At 23.2% G+C, this 24897-nt stretch carries 17 protein-coding genes and 1 pseudogene; 9 read left to right on the forward strand and 9 right to left on the reverse strand.

What is annotated here, in order from left to right:
- Nucleotides 1–349 precede the first annotated feature (349 nt).
- A complete protein-coding gene (gene dksA / locus AB4W56_RS00705; protein ID WP_367675930.1) occupies nt 350–814 on the reverse strand; it encodes an RNA polymerase-binding protein DksA in 465 nt (154 codons plus the stop codon).
- A gap of 273 nt (nt 815–1087) precedes the next feature.
- Between dksA and truA the strand changes: the two genes are divergently transcribed.
- The 5 genes and pseudogenes from truA to lpdA all read left to right on the forward strand — a co-directional run bounded on the left by truA (nt 1088) and on the right by lpdA (nt 10837).
- Nucleotides 1088–1876, forward strand: a complete 789-nt coding sequence (gene truA / locus AB4W56_RS00710) for a tRNA pseudouridine(38-40) synthase TruA (protein WP_367675931.1) — start codon at nt 1088–1090, stop codon at nt 1874–1876.
- A 128-nt stretch (nt 1877–2004) separates the two neighbouring features.
- A pseudogene (gene secA / locus AB4W56_RS00715) lies at nt 2005–4467 on the forward strand (preprotein translocase subunit SecA); the annotation flags it as partial.
- A 900-nt stretch (nt 4468–5367) separates the two neighbouring features.
- A complete protein-coding gene (gene aceE / locus AB4W56_RS00720) occupies nt 5368–8031 on the forward strand; it encodes a pyruvate dehydrogenase (acetyl-transferring), homodimeric type (protein ID WP_367675932.1) in 2664 nt (887 codons plus the stop codon).
- 12 nt (nt 8032–8043) lie between these two features.
- Complete coding sequence (locus tag AB4W56_RS00725) at nt 8044–9270, forward strand: 2-oxo acid dehydrogenase subunit E2 (RefSeq protein ID WP_367675933.1); 1227 nt, start codon at nt 8044–8046, stop codon at nt 9268–9270.
- Between the two features lie 142 nt (nt 9271–9412).
- Complete coding sequence (gene lpdA / locus AB4W56_RS00730; RefSeq protein ID WP_367675934.1) at nt 9413–10837, forward strand: dihydrolipoyl dehydrogenase; 1425 nt, start codon at nt 9413–9415, stop codon at nt 10835–10837.
- Nucleotides 10838–11063: 226 nt separating this feature from the next.
- Here lpdA and erpA read toward each other — a convergent pair whose 3' ends face one another.
- The 8 genes from erpA to map form a co-directional block, all read right to left on the reverse strand.
- Complete coding sequence (erpA, locus tag AB4W56_RS00735; protein WP_367675935.1) at nt 11064–11405, reverse strand: iron-sulfur cluster insertion protein ErpA; 342 nt, start codon at nt 11403–11405, stop codon at nt 11064–11066.
- Nucleotides 11406–11520: 115 nt separating this feature from the next.
- Entirely contained in the window at nt 11521–12672 is a 1152-nt protein-coding gene (ftsZ, locus tag AB4W56_RS00740; RefSeq protein ID WP_367675936.1) for a cell division protein FtsZ, read from the reverse strand.
- 44 nt (nt 12673–12716) lie between these two features.
- Nucleotides 12717–13982: a cell division protein FtsA gene (ftsA, locus tag AB4W56_RS00745; protein ID WP_367675937.1), complete on the reverse strand. Its 1266-nt coding sequence runs from the start codon at nt 13980–13982 to the stop codon at nt 12717–12719.
- A gap of 136 nt (nt 13983–14118) precedes the next feature.
- Nucleotides 14119–15051, reverse strand: coding sequence for a 16S rRNA (cytosine(1402)-N(4))-methyltransferase RsmH (gene rsmH, locus AB4W56_RS00750; protein ID WP_367675973.1), 933 nt, complete (start codon nt 15049–15051; stop codon nt 14119–14121).
- Nucleotides 15052–15094: 43 nt separating this feature from the next.
- Nucleotides 15095–15571, reverse strand: a complete 477-nt coding sequence (ilvN, locus tag AB4W56_RS00755) for an acetolactate synthase small subunit (protein ID WP_367675938.1) — start codon at nt 15569–15571, stop codon at nt 15095–15097.
- Nucleotides 15572–15582: 11 nt separating this feature from the next.
- Nucleotides 15583–17295, reverse strand: a complete 1713-nt coding sequence (locus AB4W56_RS00760) for an acetolactate synthase 3 large subunit (RefSeq protein ID WP_367675939.1) — start codon at nt 17293–17295, stop codon at nt 15583–15585.
- A 536-nt stretch (nt 17296–17831) separates the two neighbouring features.
- A complete protein-coding gene (gene dapD, locus AB4W56_RS00765) occupies nt 17832–18656 on the reverse strand; it encodes a 2,3,4,5-tetrahydropyridine-2,6-dicarboxylate N-succinyltransferase (protein ID WP_367675940.1) in 825 nt (274 codons plus the stop codon).
- A 17-nt stretch (nt 18657–18673) separates the two neighbouring features.
- The gene (gene map, locus AB4W56_RS00770; RefSeq protein ID WP_367675941.1) at nt 18674–19468 is read right to left on the reverse strand and encodes a type I methionyl aminopeptidase; all 795 of its coding nucleotides are present in this window, start codon (nt 19466–19468) and stop codon (nt 18674–18676) included.
- A gap of 266 nt (nt 19469–19734) precedes the next feature.
- On the opposite strand from map, the gene rpsB reads away from it, so the two are divergent.
- The 4 genes from rpsB (at nt 19735) to bamA (ending at nt 24665) form a co-directional block, all read left to right on the forward strand.
- Entirely contained in the window at nt 19735–20436 is a 702-nt protein-coding gene (rpsB, locus tag AB4W56_RS00775) for a 30S ribosomal protein S2 (protein WP_367675942.1), read from the forward strand.
- Between the two features lie 73 nt (nt 20437–20509).
- On the forward strand, nt 20510–21310 hold the full coding sequence (gene tsf, locus AB4W56_RS00780) for a translation elongation factor Ts (protein WP_367675943.1): 801 nt from the start codon (nt 20510–20512) through the stop codon (nt 21308–21310).
- Between the two features lie 160 nt (nt 21311–21470).
- A complete protein-coding gene (gene frr, locus AB4W56_RS00785) occupies nt 21471–22028 on the forward strand; it encodes a ribosome recycling factor (RefSeq protein WP_367675944.1) in 558 nt (185 codons plus the stop codon).
- 246 nt (nt 22029–22274) lie between these two features.
- Nucleotides 22275–24665 (forward strand): outer membrane protein assembly factor BamA, encoded by a 2391-nt coding sequence (gene bamA, locus AB4W56_RS00790; RefSeq protein WP_367675945.1) that lies wholly within the window; start codon nt 22275–22277, stop codon nt 24663–24665.
- The last annotated feature ends 232 nt before the right edge of the window (nt 24666–24897 follow it).

Consider the following 24897-nt stretch of genomic DNA (forward strand, 5'->3'; position numbering starts at 1 on the left):
TTTAGAGCAAAACTTAAATGATTTTATTATATCTCTCATTTATGTTATATTTTTGTTTAATAATAGGTAAATCTGTATAATATTAGATATATATTGTATAAATGTGAATTCTTATAATATGTATAAATGATAAAATTTTATAATTTATATCATTATATATTAAAATAAATTATTTTATTTATTTAATGTTTTGTATATTTATATATTAATTTATTTATAATAATGGTAAAATTTTTCGTTTATTAATTGTTTATACATTTAAAATAATGTATATTTTAAAATATGTGATTCACTAAGAATAAGATAGTTTTCTTACTCTCAGTAACTGTAGAATATATGATATGTTGTATTAAAATATTGGTTTTATTCTTTGTTTATTTTTAATTTCTGATAAAGTTTTACAATCAATACAAAGACTTGCTGTTGGTCTTGCTTCTAATCTTTTAATACCAATTTCAACATCACATGCTGTACAATATCCAAATTCTCCAGTTTGAATTTTTCTTAATGTTTTTTCAATTTTTTTAATTATTCTATTTTCTCTATCTTTATTTTTTAATGCTAAACTGAATTCTTCTTCTTGTACAGCACGATCAATAGGATCAGGAAAATTGTTAAATTCATTTTGTTGATATAATAAAATATTTTTACTTTTTTGATTTAATTGTTTTTTCCATGCTTTCAGAATTTTCTTAAAATGTATTATTTGATTTTTATTCATATATTTTTCATTATTTTGTTTTTTATATGGATTAACACCTGCTATAGTTAATATACTTAAAGATGATTGTGTGTATTTTTTTAAAGTATGCATATTGTTTCCTGTTTTAAAGTTTTTAAAGTATTTTTGAATATTATAAAATGTATAATAATGTTAATAAGTTTAATAACATGATGTTATAAAATGTATTTTTATAAGAATATGAATTATAATTTATAATTATGAAATGTTTATAAAAATTAGAAAATTTTTAAAATTGTTTATAATTTTTTTAGATATTCAATGTAGTATTATTATTTAATTGTTAATTTATTACATGTTCAATATATTATTTAAAATAAAATATAATTTTTTTGTGGAATTTTTGTGAATAAAAATATAAAAATTATAAAATTTGCAATTGGATTAGAATATGATGGTAGTGGTTATCATGGTTGGCAATATCAAAAAAAAGGTATACTTAGTATTCAGCAAGAATTAGAAACAGCAATATCTTTAGTTGCTAATCATAAAGTTCATGTGGTATGTTCTGGTAGAACTGATGCGGGAGTACATAGTATTGGACAAGTAGCACATTTTAATACTATTTCAATAAGAAAAAATATATCTTGGATTTTAGGAATAAATACTTATTTACCAAGTGATATATCTATACAGTGGATAAAACAAGTTAATAATTACTTTCATGCAAGATATAGTGCAATATCACGAAGTTATCGATATGTTATCTATAATGATAAATATCGATCTTCTCTTTTTCGAAATAAGTCTAATCATATTCATCATGATTTAAATATACAACTAATGTATCAGGCTAGTCGTTTTATTATTGGAGAACATGATTTTACATCTTTTAGATCTAAAAAATGTCAATCTAAAACACCTTTAAGAAAAGTAACTTATATTAATATTTTTAAATATAGAATGTTTATATATATTGATATAATTGCTAACTCTTTTTTACAACACATGGTAAGAAATATTGTAGGGTGTTTAATTGAAATTGGAATTATGAAAAAAAAAATAGAATGGATGCAAGAGATTTTAGAAAAAAAAAATCGTAAGTTTTGTGCTCCTACTTCTAGTGCTTCGGGATTATATTTATTTACAGTAAATTATCCATATTTTTTTCATATTCCAGTGAAATATTTTTAAAACAGTAATGATTTTATTAGTTTATATATAAGTAGATGTATTGAAAAAATCGATATTGTAGTATTAATATTAATTTTTTATTTTTTTTGAAATAGAACTATTTTTCATTCATTATATGAGAATATTTTATGTTTATTAGATTGCTTAAATCAATTTTTGGTAGTCGAAATGATAGGGTCTTACATGAAATACAAAGTATTGTAAATAATATAAATAATTTAGAAAAACAGTTGGTTAAATTATCTAACCAAGAATTAAAAGAAAAGACTAGATTTTTTAAACATTCTTTGAAAAATGGTAAAACATTAAATGATTTATTACCTGAAGCTTTTGCTGTAGTTAGAGAAGCAAGTAAAAGAGTATTAAATATGCGTCATTTTGATGTTCAAATACTTGGTGGAATTGTTTTACATAATCAATGTATTGCTGAAATGCGCACTGGAGAAGGAAAAACTTTAACTTCTACTTTATCTATATATTTAAATGCATTAATCGGAGATAGTGTACATGTTGTAACTATGAATGAATATTTAGCAGAACGTGATGCTAAAAAAAATAAAATATTATTTGAATTTCTTGGTTTAAAAGTAGGTGTTAATTTATCTCATTTATCAATTTTACTAAAAAAAAAGGTATATACATCTGATATAATTTATGGTACAAATAGTGAATTTTGTTTTGATTATTTACGTGATAATATGGTTTTTTCAAAATCAGATCGTGTACAAAACAAATTAAATTATGTACTTATTGATGAAATTGATTCTATATTAATTGATGAAGCTCGAACTCCTTTGGTTATTTCTGGTCCATCTATAGATAATTCTAAAATATATAAAATTATTAATAATATTGTATCTTATTTAACTCCTCAAAAAGTATATGGTTTCGATGATCATTTAGGAATAGGACATTTTATAGTTGATGAAAAATCTAAACAAGTTTCTTTGACAGAATGTGGTTTAATAGTAGTGGAAAAATTTTTAATTGATAGTAATTTAATGAATAAAAATGAATCATTATATTCTTCTCATAATATTATTCTTATGCAATATGTTGTTTCTGCGTTACGTGCGCATGTTATTTTTAAAAAAAATATTGATTATATTGTAAAAAATAAAAAAGCTATTATAGTAGATGAGCATACTGGACGTTTAATGATAGGTCGTCGTTGGTCTGATGGATTGCACCAAGCAATAGAAGCAAAAGAAAATTTAGAAATATTAAATGAAAATCAAATATTAGCATCAATTACTTTTCAAAATTATTTTAAGTTATATAAAAAAATTTCTGGTATGACAGGAACAGCAGCTACTGAAGTATTTGAGTTTAGTTCTATTTATAATTTAGATACAATAATTATACCTACAAATTGTCCTATGATTCGAAAAGATTTACCTGATATCATGTATGTTACTGAACAAGAAAAAAATAATGCTATTATTCAAGATATTCAGAGATGTATAATGAAAAAACAACCTGTTTTAGTAGGAACAGTTTCAGTTGAAAAATCGGAAATTATTTCAAGACGGTTAAGTGTTTTAGGTATTAGTCATAATGTTTTAAATGCTAAACGTTATGCTCGAGAAGCTGAAATTATATCACAAGCTGGAAAGTTATCTACTGTTACTATTGCAACTAATATGGCTGGACGTGGTACTGATATTGTATTAGGTGGGAGTATGAAATTACGATCAGAATGTAATTCTGATATAGAATATACAAAAAAGAAAGCAATTTGGAAAAATGAACATGATTTAGTTGTTTTGTCGGGAGGATTACATATTATTGGTACAGAACGACACGAATCTCGTCGTATTGATAATCAATTAAGAGGACGATCAGGCCGACAAGGAGACCCTGGTTCTTCTCGTTTTTATTTATCTATGGATGATTCGTTAATGCGTATTTTTATACCTGATCAAATTAAACATATTATAAGAAAACTTGGATTAAAAGTAGGATATTCTTTAGAACATCAATGGATTACTAAGGCTATTTCTCATGCTCAGAAGAGGGTAGAAAGTCAAAATTTTGAAATTCGTAAACAATTGTTAGAGTATGATAATATTTTAAATGAACAAAGAAAAGTTATTTATAAAAAAAGATATGAGATTATTAGTACAGATAATATTAGTCATTTAATTAAAAATATTTTACAAGATGTTATATTAAATATAATAAATGTATATTGTCCTGATGGTGTATCTATTAAAAAGTGGAATATTTTAGATATGATAAATATTTTAAAAACTGATTTTAATATTATATGTTCTATAAATAATTTAAATCACAAAAAAGAAAAATTTTCTAATAAGATTATTTTTGATAATATTTATAAAATAATAAAAGAAAATTATTATGTTCAAGAGAAAAAACATGGTTTTATCAATGTACGTAATATTGAAAAAAATATTATGTTGTTTCATTTAGATAATTTATGGAAAGAACATTTATTAGCTGTAGATTATTTAAGGCAAGGAATACATTTAAGAAGCTATGCTCAAAAAGATCCTAAACAAGAATATACACGAGAATCATTTATAATGTTTTCTAATATGCTAGATATATTAAAATATCAAGTAATTTCAAAAATTATTCAAAAGATATTTTTGTTTAAAATATTTATTAATATAATAATTTAACATTTTATTTTACATTATTTTAATGTAATTAAAGTATTATTCATTTATTTTATTAACATGATTACCTTGATAATTTTATAAAATGTGTTGATTGAATATGGTGTATAGACTATGTTTTAATGTATATTTTAAAATATATTTTTATAGATATATATATTTGATATATTATTACATTATAATTTTGTAAATATACAATTACATTATAAATATTTTTAGAAATATAATAATGATATTATAAATTTTGAAATTCATGAATATATAAATAGCATGCAATATAAATTTTAAATATTGATATATAAATAATATATGTAAGTTTTATAAATACTAAAATAATATTTTTGGATTCTTATATTTTGAGATAATATTATTTGTTTTATGATATAAACTTCAATTTTATATTAATATGTATAAAAATAAATTAATATTATACTTTTATGTATAACAAGTAAATATTATTCATCATACTGATTAAAATACTGATGAATATATTAAAAATATTTATATTTATATTTATTTAATAATAAAAATAAAATAAATTAAAAATATTTTTATTTATTAGTTAGTAAATATATTTTGATAATTAAGAAGGTTATATATTGTATTAAAGATTATATTATTAATAAATATAATTAATTTTTAAATAATAATATTCATTATATAATGTTTTAAATATATTTGATACTTAATGATACATGATTGATAATGAGAATATTAAATAAAATACACTAAATATTTTAATATAAAATTATATATATTGATTAAGATATTTCAAAGAGTGTTATTTAATGTTATTATTAATATTATTTAATCAATGTTAAACTAAGTTTTTATTAAGGAATTTCAAGAATGTTAAATCGTTCTTGTCGCGATATTGACCCTATTGAAACAATTGAATGGATAGATTCTATTAAATCAGTGATTGATCGTGATGGTATAGATCGAGCAGAATTTATTATCCAACGTATTTTTGAACAAGTAGAAAATTATGGTATATATGTTAAAAAAACAAAATTAATTCAAAATTATATTAATACAATTTCTATAAAAAACGAGTCATATTATCCAGGAAATTTAGTGATTGAAAAAAATATTTGTTCAGCAGTTCGATGGAATGCAATTATTATGGTTTTACGTGCATCGAATAAAAATTTAGATTTAGGGGGACATTTATCTTCTTTTCAATCTGCAGCAACAATTTATGAGGTGTGTTTTAATCATTTTTTTAAAGCATCTAAAAATAATGAAAATGGAGATTTAATTTATTTTCAAGGTCATATTGCTCCTGGAATTTATTCTCGTGCATTTTTAGAAGGAAGATTTAGTGAAAAACAAATCAATAATTTTAGACAAGAAATTGATGGTCAAGGTTTATCATCTTACCCTCACCCGAAATTAATGCCTAATTTTTGGCAATTTCCAACTGTTTCAATGGGTTTAAGCCCAATTAATGCTATTTATCAGGCTAAATTTTTAAAATACCTTGAAAATCGAGGTTTAAAAAAAACATATTCTCGTACAGTTTATGCATTTTTAGGTGATGGTGAAATGGATGAGCCGGAATCGAAAGGTGCTATTACTGTAGCATCGAGAGAAAAGTTAAATAATTTAATTTATGTAATTAATTGCAATTTACAAAGATTAGATGGTCCTGTAATAGGAAATGGTAAAATTATTAATGAATTAGAAAGTTTATTTTATGGTGCTGGATGGGAAGTGATTAAGGTTATTTGGGGTAACCGATGGGATAATTTATTAAAAAAAGATAAAAATGGTAAATTAATTCAACTAATGAATGAAACATTAGATGGAGATTATCAAAATTTTAGATCAAAAAATGGTGCATATATTAGAAAATATTTTTTTGGTAAATATCCTGAAACTCTCAATTTAGTTAAAGATATGACTGATGAAGAAATTTGGAAATTAAATAGAGGAGGACATGATCCTAAAAAAATTTTTTCAGCTTTTGAAAAAGCTAAGTTATCGAAGGATAAACCAGTAGTTCTTTTAATACATACTATTAAAGGATATGGAATGGGTAATATAGCAGAAGGGAAAAATATTGCTCATCAAATTAAAAAAATGGATTTGAATAGTTTAAAATATATGTGTAATCGTTTTCATCTACCTATTCAAAAAGAAGAAATTTCTAAACTCCCCTATATTACCTTTGTAAAAAATTCTCCAGAATATAATTATATTCATAATCAAAGGAAAAAACTAGGTGGGTATCTTCCTTATAGGCTATCTAGATTTACAGAGAGTTTAATATTACCTAATTTAAATGATTTTAAATCTATTATGGTAGCACAAAATAAAAAAATTTCTACTACTATGGTTTTTGTTCGTATATTAAACATTTTACTAAAATGTAATTCTATTAAAGATAGAATTGTTCCAATTATTGCTGATGAAGCTAGAACATTTGGAATGGAAGGATTATTTCGAAAAATTGGGATTTATAACTTTAATGGACAAAAATATATTCCTCAAGATAAAGATCAGTTATTATATTATAAAGAAGATAAACATGGTCAAATATTACAAGAAGGAATTAGTGAATTAGGTGCTGCTTCATCTTGGTTAGCTGCAGCGACATCTTATAGTAACAATAATTTTCCCATGATTCCTTTTTATATTTATTATTCTATTTTTGGTTTTCAAAGAATTGGTGATTTATGTTGGGCGGCAGGAGATCAGCAAGCTCGAGGTTTTTTAATTGGAGCAACTTCGGGACGAACAACATTAAATGGTGAAGGGTTACAACATGAAGATGGACATAGTCATATTCAATCTCTTACAATACCAAATTGTATATCTTATGATCCTTCATATGCTTATGAAATGGCTGTTATTATACAAGATGGATTATGTAGAATGTATGGTGATACTCAAGAAAATATATATTATTACATTACCACTATTAATGAAAAATATTATATGCCTGCTATGCCTACAGGTGTAGAAAAAGGTATTACAAAAGGTATTTATAAATTAATATCATGTGAAGGTAGAAAAGGAAAAGTACAATTAATGGGATCAGGTTCCATTTTAAGAAGTATTCGAGAAGCATCGGAAATATTATTAAATGATTATTTTATTGGATCTGATGTTTATAGTGTTACATCTTTTACAGAATTAGCAAGAAATGGTCAAGATTGTGAACGTTGGAATATGTTACATCCTAAACAAAAATTAAAAATACCTTATATCACAAAGATTATGAATACTTTCCCAGCTATTGCTGCTACGGATTATATGAAACTATTTGCTGAACAAGTAAGAAATTACGTCCCTGCTATTACATATAAGGTGTTAGGTACAGATGGTTTTGGACGTTCGGATAGTCGAGAAAAATTACGACATTTTTTTGAAGTAGATGCATTTTATATTGTTATTGCTGCGTTAACGGAATTATCGAAATGTAATATTGTAGACAAACAAGTAGTATTAGATGCGATATTAAAATTTAATATTGACGTAGATAAAAATAATCCACGATTATTATAAGAGGTTAATGTAGTGGAAAATAATGAAATTAAAATACCTGATATTGGAATAGATGAAGTTGAGGTAATAGAAATTTTAGTTCAAGTAAACGATTATGTATTAAAAGAACAAAGTTTAATTATAGTAGAGGGAGAAAAAGCTTCTATGGAAATTCCGTCTCCTTATACTGGAATTATTACAGAGATTCGAGTAAAAGTTCTTGATATTATAAAAACTAATTCTGTAATTATGTTAATTGATATCGAAAATAGTAAAATACAATTTGACGAAAAAAAAATAAATAATGATGTAATACATAATAAAAATATTCATCATAATATATTAAGTAAACAAAAAAATGATATATATGCTACGCCGTTCATTCGACGTTTAGCACGATTATCTAATATTGATTTATCAAAAATATCAGGAAGTGGAAGAAAAAATAGAATTTTAAAACAAGATATCGAAAATTATAATTTATGTATTAATAGTAAATTGAATGATGTATATACTAATAAGAGTGATACTCATAATATTACACCATTAAATTTTGAATTATTTGGAGAAGTTGAAGCAATTCAATTAAATAAGGTTAAAAGAATTTCTGGTCGTGCTTTATTGAATAGTTGGAGTACTGTTCCACATGTTACTCAGTTTGATGAAGTAGATATTACTGATCTTGAAGAATTTCGTAAAAAATGTAATACTATGCCGGATTTTAAAAATAATAAGTTGACATTATTATCTTTTATTATAAAAGCTATTTCTAAGGGATTAGAAAAATTTCCTTATTTTAATAGTTCAATGTCTTTAGATAATAAAACAATTTTTTTAAAAAAATACATTAATATTGGTGTGGCGGTAGATACACTATATGGATTGGTAGTTCCTGTTATTAAAAATATAAAAGATAAAAGTATATCACAGATTTCGTATGATGTATTACATCAATCACACAAGGCTCGAGATAAGAAATTAACTATACTTGATTGTCAAGGTGGATGTTTTACAGTATCTAGTTTAGGTGGTATTGGTGGACAATTTTTTACTCCTATTATTAATCATCCTGAATCAGCGATTTTAGGTATTTCTCGAGCTTCATATAAACCAATTTGGAATGGTATAAAATTTATACCTAAGTTAATGTTACCATTATCTTTATCTTATGATCATCGTATTATTGATGGTGCAGATGGTGTAAGATTTATTACGTTTATTTGTCACATATTATCTGATATTAAATTATTATTAATTTGATATGTATATTTTATTTTATATTTATTAGTAATATAATACATAATATTTATTATTCAATAGTTAAATAATATATTTTTACGATATATTAAAAATTTTTAAGATATTATTTAGCTTTATCTTATTTTTTATTAAGGATAACGAAATGACTCGAGATATCCACACTCAAGTTTTAGTTCTTGGATCTGGTCCTGCAGGATATTCAGCGGCTTTTCGAAGTTCAGATTTAGGATTAAATACAGTTTTAGTCGAAAAATATAATTCATTAGGTGGTGTATGCTTAAATGTTGGATGTATTCCATCTAAATTATTACTTCATTTTGCTAAGGTGATAAGAGAAACTGAAGAAATATCTAAACAGGGTATTATATTTGATAAACCTAAAATTGATATTAGTATGATTAAATTACATAAAGAGAATATTATTTCTAATTTATCTTCTGGATTACATCATATGGTAAAACAAAGAAATATTACTCTTTTACAAGGAACTGGTTGTTTTTTAGATGAAAAAACCATTTTAGTATCTAATGATCAAGAAAATATTCATATTCATTTTGACAATGTTATTCTTGCTACTGGATCTAAACCGATTACACTTTCCAATATTCCTAACAGTTTACATATATGGAATTCAAATGAAGCATTATCTTTACATAGTATACCTGATCGTTTATTAATTGTTGGATCAGGTATTATTGGATTAGAAATGGCTACTTTTTATAGTGCTTTTGGTTCTCAAGTAGATGTTATTGATCGATGTAGTCAACTATTGCCATTTTTAGATGGAGATGTTATAAAAATATTTAATCGATCTATTAAAAAAGATTTTAATATTTTTTTGGAAACTGAAATTTCTGATATCTTTTTAAAGGATGATGGTGTGTTAGTAACTCTTAACAATAAATCTCAAATTAAAAAGAATTTTTATAATGCTATTTTAATTGCAATTGGTCGTACACCTAATATAGATTTATTAGATATTAACAAAGTGGGAATTAAAGTAGATCAAAAAAATTTCATTGATATAGATAATCAATTACGTACTAACATTCCTAATATTTATGCTATTGGTGATATTGTTGGTCAACCAATGTTAGCACATAAAGGAATGCATCAAGGTCATATTGCATCAGAAGTTATAGCTGGTTATAATCATTATTTTGATCCTATGGTGATTCCTTCCGTGGCATATACTGATCCTGAAATAGCTTGGGTGGGAATGAATGAAAATGAAGCTATAAAACAACATATTAATTACGAAGTTTCTGTATTTCCTTGGAAAGCATCTGGTAGAGCTATTGTTTCTAATTGTTCAAATGGAATGACAAAATTAATTATTAATAAAGATAATAATAGAATTATTGGTGGGGTGATTATCGGTAGACATGCTGGAGAATTAATATCAGAAATTACTCTTGCTATTGAAATGGGGTGTGATGTAGAAGATATATCTTTGACGATACATGCTCATCCTACTTTATATGAATCAATAGGATTATCTGCTCAAATTTTTCAGGGTAGTATTACTGATTTAATAAATTTAAAACGTATTAATAAAAATATTTAAATTTTATAATGATTTAATAAAGAATTATTTGTCATTTAAATTTCAAATAATTCTTTATAAAATATTATTACATTTCAATTAATAGTATAATGGGTTTTATTATATAAATTATTTATGTGTTTAAAGTATTACTTTATATTATTCAAATTATTATTTTATCTTATATTTAACATATTTATATTAATATGATAGATTATATTGAATAATTTTTATAATTATTTGATTTTTATATACTAAAAGATGCGCCGCAACCACAGGTACTTGTTGCATTAGGGTTAGATACTATGAATTTTGATCCTTCTAATGTTTCTTGATAATCAATTTTTCCTCCTATAACATATTGAAAACTGATTGGATCAATTAATATTGTAAATTGATTTCTGATTATTATATCATGAACATTAATATTTTTATCAATTTTAAATTTATACTGAAATCCGCTACATCCTCCACCGATAATATAAATTCGAAATTTTGAATTTATATTTTTTTTTTTTTTTAATAATATATTTATTCTATGTAATGCAGATGAAGTAAACTGTAATTTGAATTTAGATGTATTAATCATATATTCTCTTGTAATATAATATTTATATTGTAATAAGAAAATGAATATTTTAATATTAATAAAATAGTTACTAATTATATTTTTATTAATATTTTTATTTTAAAATACATTATGTTTATTTCTTTCTTAAAAAAGAAGGAATATCTAAATAATGATTTGTTTTATTATTTTTTATATTGGTTTCTATTGTTTTTTTATCTATTTTTTTGATATTAGGTCTTCTAAAATATGTGTTAAAATTTTGATAACGATAATCTGATGTTTTATCTTTTTTGGTAGATGTATTATTAGATATAATAGTATTTGATTGATTTTCTATACCAATTCCAGTGGCAACAACAGTGACTCTTAAAGCATCATTCATTTCAGGATCTAATGATGTTCCAATTACTACTGTAGCATTATCTGAAGAAAAAGATCTCACAGTATTTCCTACAATTTCAAATTCGTCTAATTTTAAATCAATTCCTGCTGTAATGTTTACTAATACACCTCGAGCTCCAGATAAATCAATATCTTCTAATAATGGACTGGAAATAGCTATTTCTGCTGCTTCTTCAGCTCTATTATCTCCTGAAGATAATCCTGTACCCATCATAGCATAACCCATTTCAGACATTACTGTTCTTACATCAGCAAAATCTACATTCATTAATCCTGGTCTTGTAATTAGTTCAGCAATACCTTGAACAGCACCTCTTAATACATTATTTGCAGCACCAAAAGCGTCTAATAAAGATATACCTCGATTAAGAACTTTTAATAATTTATCATTGGGAATAATAATTAATGAATCAACATATTTTGATAATTCTAAAATTCCTTGATCAGAAAAAACTGTTCTTTTTTTTCCTTCAAAAATAAATGGTTTAGTTATTACTGCTACTGTTAAAATTCCCATTTCTTTTGCAATAGCAGCTACTACAGGTGCAGCTCCTGTTCCAGTACCTCCACCCATTCCAGCTGCTATAAACACCATATCAGCTCTTTCTAAAGCTTTTTTAATTGATTCTCGGTCTTCTTCTGCAGCATGTTTACCGATTTCTGGATTTGATCCTGCTCCTAACCCTTTTGTTATATTATTTCCAATTTGTATCGTATTTTCAACTTCAATTTTTCTTAGTGCTTGAGCATCAGTGTTAATTGCAAAAAATTCAACACCTTCTATTTTTTCTTTAACCATATGTTCAACGGCGTTGCCTCCACCACCTCCGACACCTATTACTTTTATGATTGCATCATTACTTAATTCAATCGATTCAAACATAATATATCCTCATTTTAATATTTTTATTGTTTTAAATATTTATATTAATAAATTTTATTTTTTTTAAATAATTGTGTAACATATTGTAAGAATTTTTTAAAGTAATTATTTTGATTAATTTTGTTTTTGTTATGAAGATATGTATTTTTCCCGTAATGTAATAAGCCTATTATAGTAGCATATTGTGGATTTATAATATCTTTATTACATGATTGGGTATTAATTGGAATTCCAATACGTACTTGCATATTAAAAATTTTTTCTGCAAATGATTTTAAGGATTTTATTTGAGAACTTCCACCTGTAATAACTATTCCAGATTCTAAAACATAAGATTTTCCTGAGTAGTATAATTTTTTTTGTATTTTTATCAGAATCTTATTTACTATATTTAATAATTCGAAATATCGAGATTGTATAACTTCTATTAATTTTTTTTTTTGTATTTTTTTATTATGATTATCATTAATATTACATATGTCAATAAGTTCGGGTGTATATAAAGGCAACATTTTAACACTACCATGTTTAATTTTTATTTTTTCTGCTGTTTTAAAAGAGGTATTAAATGCATATGCTATATCATTGGTTACTGAATTTCCTGCATATGGAATTACTTCACTATGTTGGATGTATCCATTAATATATATTATGATATCCATATTGCCACCACCTATATCGATTATACATACACCAGAATGACGTTCTTCTGATGTTAATACTGCTTTACTAGAAGCTAATCCAGAAAAAATTACTTTTTCTGGTTTTAAATTGCATTTTTTAATGGCTTTTATTAAATTTTTTGGGAAATAATTTCGGTATATAATGAGATGTACTTTTGCAATCATTCGAATACCGGATAATCCTATTGGGTTTTTAATGCCTATTTCTTCATCAATAGAATATTCTTGAGGAATAGTATGTAGGATTTTATGTTCATATTTTAGTTTGACTGATTTAGCTGTGTGTATAGCATATTTAATATCTTTTTTTGTAACTTCATTAGTTACAATAGGAACTATGCCAATTTCGTTTTTATAACTTACATATTTGTCAGATAATGCTAAATATATATTTGTAATATGATATTTTGCCATTATTTCTGCTTCGTGCATAGCTTTTTTTATACATAGAATTAAAGATTCTAAATCATTGATATTACCTTTATTTATTCCTTTAGAAGGACAATGTCCAATACCAATAATATTAATCATTCCATCAATTAAAATTTCTCCTATTAAAATAGTAATATTAGTAGTACCAATTTCTAATCCTGTGATTAATGGTTTATCTTTATCTTTAATTATCATATTTACCTACCTATATATGATTATATTTTATAATATTAGTAAATAAAGTATTTATAATTATATAAGTATTTGAAAATGTATATTTAAAAATTTTAATATTTATATTTTGAATTATATGATAATTTTTATATTATTACTATATTAATTCAGCTGTTCTTAAAATTGCACTTCTTGATCGAGGATTATTTTTAATTTCTTGTTGACTAGGGAAAATTCTCTTGACATATTTTATTTTTTTTATATTTAATTGATTTATTTTTTCTTCAGTAATAGGTAAATTTTGAGGTATAACAGGATTTTTACTATTTTTTATCATAAATTGTTTTATAATTCTATCTTCTATAGAATGAAAACTAATAATTGATATGCGGCCATGAGAATTTAAAAGATTTAATATTTTTTTAAGAAATTTTTGAATTTCATATAGTTCTTCATTAAGAAATATACGAATTGCTTGAAAACTACGTTTTGATGGATGTTTAAATTTATTATATGGAACAATATTTTCAATTATTTTAGATAATTCTATTGTTGTAACAATAGGTTTAATTTTTCGTTTTTTTACAATTTCTGATGCAATTATTTTTGAAAATTTTTCTTCTCCAAATGTTTTTAATATATTTGAAATAGTATTTTTATCACTTTTGTTAATCCATTGCTGTGCCGATATTCCTTGTAATGGATTCATACGCATATCTAGAGGACCATTTAAACGAAATGAAAATCCTCTATTTGGATTTAATAGTTGCATTGATGATAATCCTAAATCTAATAAAATTCCATCAATTTTTTTGTATATATCTAATTTTTTTAAATGCATTTTTATATTTGAAAATCTATCATGTATAATATGAAATCTAGGATCAGGTATTTTATTTCCAATATCTATAGAATATGGGTCTCGATCAAAAGCATATAATTTTCCTGTTGATCCTAGATGTTCTAAAATTTTTAAAGAATGTCCTCCATATCCAAAAGTACCATCAATATATATTCCATTTTTTTTAATATTTAAAGATTTTATAGATTCATCTAATAAAACTGTAATATGTTTTTGATTTTTCATAATTTAGTAATCATATAATTATAATTAATATGTATATTAATATTTATTATTCTCGGTTTATTCCAATGATTCCAGATCTTACAATTTCGATAATTTCAGTAATATCTTTAATAATTTTAATAAAAGCATTCATTTTTTTTTTTGGACCTGAAATTTGAATGATATATGATGTTAATGTAACATGAATGATTTTCCCTTTAAATATTTTAATTATTCGATTTACTTCTTCTCTTGCATATCCAGTACTATGGATTTTTACTAAGATAATTTCACATTGTATAGATTTTTCTTTAATAATTTCTACAACTTTAAGTACATCTATTAATTTATGTAATTGTTTTTCAATTTGTTCAATTGTTTTTTTATCACCTATTGTTTGTATAATAACTTTAGATAAAGTAATATCTTCTGTGGGAGCAACAGTAATGCTTTCTATGTTATAACCTCTTTGTGAAAATAATCCGACTACTCGAGATAAAGAACCTGGTTCATTTTCTAAAAGTATTGATAATATTCTTCTCATATTCATTTCCTTTATTTTTTAAATCGCATTTCATTCATCCCGCCTCCTCGTATTTGCATAGGATATACATGTTCGGAATGATCAACATATACATCTACAAATACTAAATGGCCATGTTGTAACTGTTCTAATGCTATTTTTAACTTTCTTTTTAGCTCATGTTTTTTAGAAATAGCGATACCAATATGACCATATGATTCTGATAATTTAACAAAATTTGGTAATGACTTCATATAGGAATGAGAATGTCTACCTGAATAAATAATATCTTGCCATTGTTTTACCATTCCTAATGATCTGTTATTAAGATTTAATATTAAAATAGGTAATTTATATTGCATAGCAGTTGATAATTCTTGTATATTCATTTGAATACTACCATCTCCAGTAACACAAACTACTGTTTCTTTAGGTAAAGCTAATTTTACTCCTAATGCTGCTGGCAATCCAAATCCCATAGTACCTAAACCTCCAGAATTAATCCAACGTCTAGGTTTATTAAATGTGTAATATAGTGCTGTAAACATTTGGTGTTGTCCAACATCAGATGTTATATACGCTTGACCTTGAGTTAATTTCCATAATATCTCGATTACAGATTGTGGTTTAATTTTTTGACTGTTTTTATTATATTGTAAACTATTTTTTTTTCTCCATTGTGTAATACATTCCCACCATTTTTTTAAACGATTTTGATCAATTAATATATTATTATGATTAATTAATTTTAATAAATCTTGTAAAATTTGTTTTGCATCTCCAACAATAGGTATATTTGCAGTAATAGTTTTTGATATTGATGTAGGATCAATATCTATGTGTAATATTTTTGAATTAGGACAATATTTTTCAACGTTATTAGTAGTTCTATCATCAAATCTTACTCCAATCGCAAAAATCACATCAGAATCATGCATAGCCATATTTGCTTCATATGTTCCATGCATACCAATCATATGGAGGTTTTGGGGATGTTGACCAGGGAAAGCACCTAATCCCATTAAGGAAGTAGTTACTGGAATATTTAAAATTTCTGCTAATTTTTTAAGTTCTAAAGAACTATTGGAAGTAATTATTCCACCTCCAACATAAATAATTGGTTTTTTAGCATGTAATAATGTTTCTAATATTTTTTTTAATTGTCCTGAATGGCCTTTGGTTATTGGATTATATGATCGTATATTAATGGATTTTGGCCAAAAATATGGTTTTTTATTTAATGGATTTAAAAGATCTTTTGGTAAATCAATTACAATAGGTCCAGGTCGTCCTGTAGAAGCTAACCAAAAAGATTTTTTAAAAATTACTGGAATATCTTCAAGATTTTTGACTAAAAAACTGTGTTTTACTATAGGTCTTGAAATACCTAACATATCACATTCTTGAAATGCATCGTATCCAATTAAAGATGAATCAACTTGTCCAGAAATAACTACTATTGGAATAGAATCCATGTAGGCAGTTGCAATACCTGTAATAGCATTAGTTGCTCCTGGACCAGAAGTAACTAATACTACTCCTATTTTTCCTGTACATCTTGCATATCCATCTGCCATATGAGTAGCACTTTGTTCATGTCTTACCAGTATATGTTTTATTGAAGAATTTTTTTTTAAAACGTCATATATATCTAAAACAGCGCCACCAGGATAACCAAATATATATTCTATTCCTTGATCAATTAACGAACGAATTACCATTTCAGCGCCTGATAATATTTCCATTCTTTCTCCTCACATTGTACTATCATAAGTATATTTAATATTTAACATATTAAATTATATTGTGTTTTTATTATATTTCTAAATAATTCATATGATTTTAAATTTATTAAATGACATATATTGCATAATATATTATATTCTTTAGAATATAAATATTGCATTTTATTTTTATTAGTATTTTAAATTTATTACAGTATATTTATTTTTACATATGATTAATTATATTAATTATATTAATTGTATTAATGGATGTATTAAAACAAATGAGTATCTGATTTAATAGTGTATTCAATTAATATTATTTTATTGATTTTATATTTTTAAAATAACATAATAATTTTAATGTATAGTAAATTAGTTATTAATTGAAATAAATTTTTAATTACAAGTTATTATATTAGAGGATTTTATCATTTTATATAAAATTAAAAAATATTATTTTATTAATTAATAGTAAATTAGGATTATTATAAAGATTATACTATAATATTTCAGATCCGTTAATATATGATCGGATCTGAATAATGAATATAAATTTAGTTAATATTTCTTAATAATTGATTAATTTCAACTTTTTTTAATGTTGCATTATTAACTTTTTTAACAATAATAGCACAATATAAACTATATTTTTTGTCTTTTGATGGTAGAGTTCCAGGTACAACAACCGATCCAGCTGGTATTCTACCATAAGTAATTGTTTGTGTTTCTCGATTATATATTTTTGTACTTTGTCCAATATATACTCCCATAGAAATAACAGATCCTTTTTCCACAATTACTCCTTCTACTATTTCAGATCTAGCTCCAATAAAACAATTATCTTCAATAATAGTTGGATTGTTTTGTATGGGTTCTAATACTCCTCCTATTCCTACACCACCAGAAAGATGTACATTTTTCCCTATTCGAGCACAAGATCCTACAGTAGACCATGTATCTATCATTGTTCCATCATCAATATATGCGCCTATATTTATAAAAGACGGCATTAATATAGTATTTTTCCCAATAAATACTCCTTTTCTTACTGTTGTTGGTGGTACAATACGAATATTATTTCTTTTTAATTCAGAATCTGTAGCGTGTTCATATTTTAAATCAATTTTGTCGTAAAAAGTATTTTTTATTCCTTTAGTAATTTGGTTTTTTTTAATACAGAAATATAATAAAATAGCTTTTTTCAACCATTGATGAGTGATCCATTTTCCAGATATTTTTTCTGAAACTTGTAGTATGCCACTATCAATTAAATTAATTGTTTGATTAATAACATTAAAATCAGACCAGTTTACATTTTTATAATTTATTTGATCTTTAGATTTAAAAATTTCATTTATAGTTTTTTTTAGTTTTTCCATAATATTACTCTTTATTTTTAAGTATTTTGATATATTTTATTTATTTTTTCTGTTTTTCTTAATGTTAGAATTTCACATCCATTGTTTGTTACTAAAATAGTATGTTCATACTGAGCAGATAAACTATTATCTTTTGTTTTTACAGTCCAACCGTCTTTCATACAAAATACATGTTTTTTACCAGCATTAATAATGGGTTCTATAGTAAATGTCATACCTTCTTTAAGAATGATTGTTTTATCATAATTTTTATAATGTATAATGTATGGTTTTTCATGAAAGTTTTTACCAATTCCATGTCCGCAATATTCTTCAACAATTGAGTAGGTTGTTGTATTAATATATTTTTGTATTGTTTCTCCAATTAGATTTATTTTAATTCCTGGTTTAATAATTTTAAATGTTGAATAAAGACTTTTTTTTGCTACATGACATAATTTTTTTGTTTGTTTATTAATATGATGACCTACAATAAACATTTTGGAAGTATCAGCATAATATTTATTTTTGATTATAGTTATATCAATATTTACAATATCACCTATTTTCAATTTTTCATAACTATTAGGAATTCCATGGCATACTATTTCATTAATAGATATACATACAGATTTTGGAAATCCATGATACCCTAAACATCCAGAAGTAGCTTTTTGTGTATTTGTAATATAATTATGGCAGATATTATTTAATTCTAACGTAGTAATATTAGGAATAATATAAGGTTTAATCATATCTAATACTTTAGCTGCTAGATGTCCAGATATTCTCATTTTTTCAATTTCTTTTTTAGTTTTTATAGAAATATTCATTTTAAATTAATAGTTTTATTGTATAAAATTTTATATTTATTATATTGAAATATTTATTTTAAAATTATTTTATTTATTTATATATTTAAATTATTTATAACATAATATATATTTTATTACATTCAAGTATTATTTTTAAGATAATATGAATCGTTTTTATTTTAAATTATTATATATTTAGTTTAATAAAATATTAAAATTTTTAAATTATAAAAATAAAATAGTATTATTGATTTTTAACATTTGAACATTTAGAGGTATATATTTTGAAAATAATTTCTATGAGAGATATGATAAAAGCGGGTGTACATTTTGGACATCAAACACGTCATTGGAATCCAAAAATGAAACCTTTTATTTTTGGTTCTCGTAATAAGGTACATATTATAAATTTAGAAAAAACTCTTCCTTTGTTTAATGCAGCATTATTAGAATTAAAAAGAATTCATTTATCTCAAGGAAAGATATTGTTTGTAGGTACAAAAAAATCAGCTAGTTATGCAATTAAACAAACAGCTATAGATTCCAATCAGTTTTATGTTAATCAGCGTTGGTTAGGGGGTATGTTAACTAACTGGAAAACTGTCAGACAATCAATTAGACGATTAAAGGATTTAGAACAACAAATTCAAGATGGAATATTAGATAAGTTAACTAAGAAAGAAGGATTAGTAAGATCACGAGAATTATTAAAATTAGAAAGTAGTTTAGGGGGTATTAAAAATATGGGAGGATTACCAGATGCTATTTTTGTTATCGATGCTGAACATGAGCGTATTGCTATAAAAGAAGCAAATAATTTAGGTATTCCTGTATTTTCTGTAGTAGATACAAACTCTAGCCCTGATGGAATTGATTTCATTATTCCAGGAAATGATGATGCAATTAGATCGGTAAATTTATATTTAAATACTATTGTTACTTTTATTACAAATCATGGTAATGAAATGTTTTCAGATCATTTATAATAAAAAAAAATTAATATTATAATATGATATTTTTATTATTATAATTATGTAAAATAATATGGAAAGGTATATTATGGTAAATATTACTTCTGATCTTGTTAAACAACTTCGATTCAAAACAGGTAGTGGTATTATGGATTGTAAACAAGCATTAATTAATTCTTCAGGAAATATTGAAAAAGCAATTATTTATTTACGTAAAATGGGTAGTCTTACAGCGGAAAAAAAAAGTTTTAATTCTGCTATTCTTGGTGTGGTATTATCGAAAATTAACGGTCATGTTGGATATTTAATAGAATTAAATTGTGAAACTGATTTTGTTGCAAAACATGATGAATTTATTAATTTTGCTCAAGAAATATTAATGTATTCATGTACTCAAAATATTAAAGATTTGAAATTATTAAAAGATATTTTTGAAGAAAAAAGAATTCTTTTAGTGTCTAAATTTAATGAAAATATTATTATTCGTAGATTACATATTTTAGAAGGTCAAATAGTTGTATCATATATGCATGGATATCGAATTGGTGTATTAGTTAGTGCTAAAACTTCCAAAGATATAATGATGATTAAACAAATTGCTATGCATATTGCTGCTAGTAAACCAGATTTTTTACATAGTTCTGATATTCCTCAATTAATAATAGAAAATGAAAAAAAAATACAGTTAGATATTGTAAAGAATTCTGGAAAATCTGAATTAATATCTCAAAAAATAGTTAATGGTAAAATAAAAAAATTTATTAATAATATCACTTTACTTGATCAAAATTTTATTATGGATCCTAATAAAAAGGTAAAAGATTTTTTATTTGAAAATAATATAGAAATTGTAAAATTTATAAGATTTGAATTAGGAGAAATAGTGTAAAAGATTAATATAATCATTTAGTAATTTTAATAAATTGTAAATTTTTATTATATTTATGTATAGTTAATATAATCTAGAGATTGTTTATTTTATTTATATTGTAATAATGAATTTTTAATATAAAATATAAATGTTATATTTTGACACTGGGCTATATAGTATGATGGATAATTTTAAAAAAGATATAGATATTCAGATGAGTACATGTATTGAAGTTTTTAAAAATCAAATTAGTAAAATAAAGACAGGTAGAGTATCAGTTTCTTTATTAGATGGAATTTTTGTAGAATATTATGGGCGTAAAACACCAATACAAGAGTTATCAAATATTATTGTTGAAAATTCGCATACCTTAAAATTAAGTATTTTTGATCATGTTGTTACTAAAATGATTGAAAAGGCTATTTCTTTATCTCATTTAGAATTAAATCCTATTGTTAGAGGAAATGATATTCGAATTATTATTCCGCCTTTAACAGAAGAGAAAAGAAAAGCAATATTTAAAATTATTCGGAAAAAAGCTGAGGAGACTCGTATTTCTATTCGTAATATTCGTCGTAATGCTAATGATGTATTAAAAAAAAATATAAAAGATAAAATAATTAATAAAGATTTAGAGCGTTGTATGAATAATGAAATTCAAATATTAACAGATTGTTATATTAAGAAAATTAATGATATGTTATTAGATAAAGAGTATGAAATTATGAAAGTGTAATTAAATTTTTATTTACCGTCTGATAATATATTTTAAATATTATCGAACGGTGTTGTATATTATTTATTTATATGAATTAATTAAATATTTTCTAAAATTAAATATATTGGTTAAATTAATGAAATATTCTATTTATAAAAATATAATGTTTTATACATATTTATTGATTAATATTAAAATTTATAAATTTTTTAAATTTTTCATGCATAATAATTTAAATATTGAATTTTATATGAGATGATAATTGTGAAAATTTTTATAACAAAATTAATATTATTATTTTTTTTCTCTTGCTCTAGTACATTTAATTTTTATCCATTGAATACTTATTTTAAAAGTATACAATATGTAGAATTATATAACTTATTGCATGATACTAATGCTAATAATACAACTTTTAAAAAACATATCGATAATAATATTTTTAGAACATTGAATAAAAAAATCATATCTAATAAAGCAGCAATATTTAATATAAATAATGTTATAAATTTAAAAGTTTGTAAAAAACCAATAATTTCCAATATTGTGATTTCAGGTAATAAGATATTAAAAAAATCTATTATTATCTCTCAATTGGAATTAATTGGTATTCAAGATCATCATATATGTAGTTTAGAAGCATTATATAGTTTACAAGATAAAATACAATTTATGTATTATATGATAGGAATATATGATACTAAAGTAGAAATGAATATCAATAAAAATCATAATAGTGTGATGTTGCATATTATGATATCAGAAGGGTTATTTAAGCGTTCAAATAATATTCGTATTATTGGAAATAAAGCTTTTTCTCAAGAACAATTAATCTCTTTATTTAATATTAATCCTAATGATGTTGATTGGATATTTCAAGAAAAAAAATATAATTCTGAAATTTTAAAAAAATTAAAAAATTTTTATTATGAAAGAGGATATATTAATTTTACTATTTATAGTAATACAATACGATGTTGTGTAGATGAGAAAAGTACTTTCATAGATATAAAAATTTCTGAAGGAAAAGCGTTTACCATATCTCAAATTCAAATTAACGGAGATATTTTAAATTATTCAACAATTTTAAAAGATCAATTATCTTTATTACGTGTTGGAGAATTATTTAATTTAAAAGAAATATTAACAATTAAATTACTTATAAAAAATACACTTTTAAATTTTGGATATGCTGAATCTAAAATATTTTTTAAACTGAAACCGAATGAATTAAATAATACTGTTTCATTACATTTTAATATTGTTTTAGGTAATCAATTTTTTATTAGAACAGCTAAATTAATTGTAGATACGTCTATTGGAAACTTGATACCGTATTATAATGATATAAAAAAATTAGAAGGATTGTGTTTTAATTTAAAACGTATTAATCAAGAGAGAGAAAAATTAAAAAAAATAGGATGTGTTAAAAGTGTTTCTATTCATGTGCATCAATCTAAAAAAATATTAAATCAAGTAGATATTGTATACATGTTAGTAAAAGAAAAAAATATAAATTCTTTAGATTTAAATATAAAATATGGGAAATTTAATGGATTCAATACAAATTTACAATTAAATTATAATTATTGGATAACTTTAAATATACAATCAAAAATACATTTTTTTTATGATAATCATCAATCTTGCAGTAGTATTTCTTTTTTTTGGCCATATTTTTTAAATCATGATATTAATTTTAATAATCGTATATTTTATCAAAATATCAAATCGGGATTTTTAAAATATAAAAATATAAATTATGGATATCAAGGTAGTTTGGATGTTATTATTTCGAAAAAACAAAATATAAAATTTGGTATAGAATATATTAAAAATATTTTTTTTAATATTGATTCTGATTTATATGATTTTAACCATTTTAAAATACTTGAAAATCATGTAAATAGTTTTATGTCTAATAATCATATCTTTAATGATATCAATTTTTTTATTTCTTACTTATATAGTAATATAGATAATTATAAAAATTTTCCAAAATCAGGAAATAAATTATCTTTCACTACTACAATATCTGTTCCTGAAATATATAATAATTTAAATAAAGAAATTATTTATACTGAACAATATTTCCCTTTAAATAAGAAGAAAAATTTTATATTATATACGCGATGTAATTTAAGTTATGGATATAATTTTAATCATTTAAATTTTCCATTTTATGAAAATTTTTATTGTGGTGGATATAATAGTGTTCGTGGGTTTATGATGAATAGTATTGGTCCAAAATATATTGATTTTTATCAAGATAAAAAAAATGTATCTTTATTAAAATTAAAACCTGATTTATATAAATCTAATAATTTTTTAGGTGGTAATATTTGTTTTTTTAGTAATGTTAATTTAGTTATGCCAAATATTCTTTTAAATAAAAAATATTCAGATTTATTTCGTCATTCTTTATTTTTAGATATTGGAAATGTTTGGGATACAAATTGGAAAAATACTATAAGAACATTTAGTTTAGGTATGAAAAATTATAATCATCCAAATGATTTACGTATTTCTACTGGTATATCTATTGAATGGATTTCTCCTATTGGTTTATTAGTGTTTTCTTATGCTTATCCAATATTATATAATGCACAAGATTTACTAGAACCGTTTCAATTTAATATTAGTCGGTCTTGGTAATATAATATGTTAATTTTTTTTGTTGTTTAATAAAATATATTTTTGTAAATAGTAGATTAATGAGGTTATGCATTAAAATGTATGTTTAATATTATCAAAATCAAAATTTATATTAATACTTTATAGATATTGGTATTGATGTGTTATTTAAGAATTTACAATAGGATAAGTATTATGATGTATACAAATATATTACTAATAGTAGTATGAAATATTTTATAATTATTGATTT

It is taken from the genome of Buchnera aphidicola (Phyllaphis fagi) (assembly GCF_964058955.1).
Lineage (GTDB): Bacteria > Pseudomonadota > Gammaproteobacteria > Enterobacterales > Enterobacteriaceae > Buchnera_L > Buchnera_L aphidicola_AI.

Coding starts and splice junctions, on each gene's coding strand:
- tsf (WP_367675943.1), top strand. CDS start 20,510: ATGGTAAATATTACTTCTGATCTTGTTAAACAACTTCGATTCAAAACA.
- aceE (WP_367675932.1), top strand. CDS start 5,368: ATGTTAAATCGTTCTTGTCGCGATATTGACCCTATTGAAACAATTGAA.
- AB4W56_RS00760 (WP_367675939.1), bottom strand. CDS start 17,295: ATGGAAATATTATCAGGCGCTGAAATGGTAATTCGTTCGTTAATTGAT.
- erpA (WP_367675935.1), bottom strand. CDS start 11,405: ATGATTAATACATCTAAATTCAAATTACAGTTTACTTCATCTGCATTA.
- ftsZ (WP_367675936.1), bottom strand. CDS start 12,672: ATGTTTGAATCGATTGAATTAAGTAATGATGCAATCATAAAAGTAATA.
- ilvN (WP_367675938.1), bottom strand. CDS start 15,571: ATGAGAAGAATATTATCAATACTTTTAGAAAATGAACCAGGTTCTTTA.
- dksA (WP_367675930.1), bottom strand. CDS start 814: ATGCATACTTTAAAAAAATACACACAATCATCTTTAAGTATATTAACT.
- map (WP_367675941.1), bottom strand. CDS start 19,468: ATGAATATTTCTATAAAAACTAAAAAAGAAATTGAAAAAATGAGAATA.
- frr (WP_367675944.1), top strand. CDS start 21,471: ATGATGGATAATTTTAAAAAAGATATAGATATTCAGATGAGTACATGT.
- lpdA (WP_367675934.1), top strand. CDS start 9,413: ATGACTCGAGATATCCACACTCAAGTTTTAGTTCTTGGATCTGGTCCT.
- ftsA (WP_367675937.1), bottom strand. CDS start 13,982: ATGATAATTAAAGATAAAGATAAACCATTAATCACAGGATTAGAAATT.
- dapD (WP_367675940.1), bottom strand. CDS start 18,656: ATGGAAAAACTAAAAAAAACTATAAATGAAATTTTTAAATCTAAAGAT.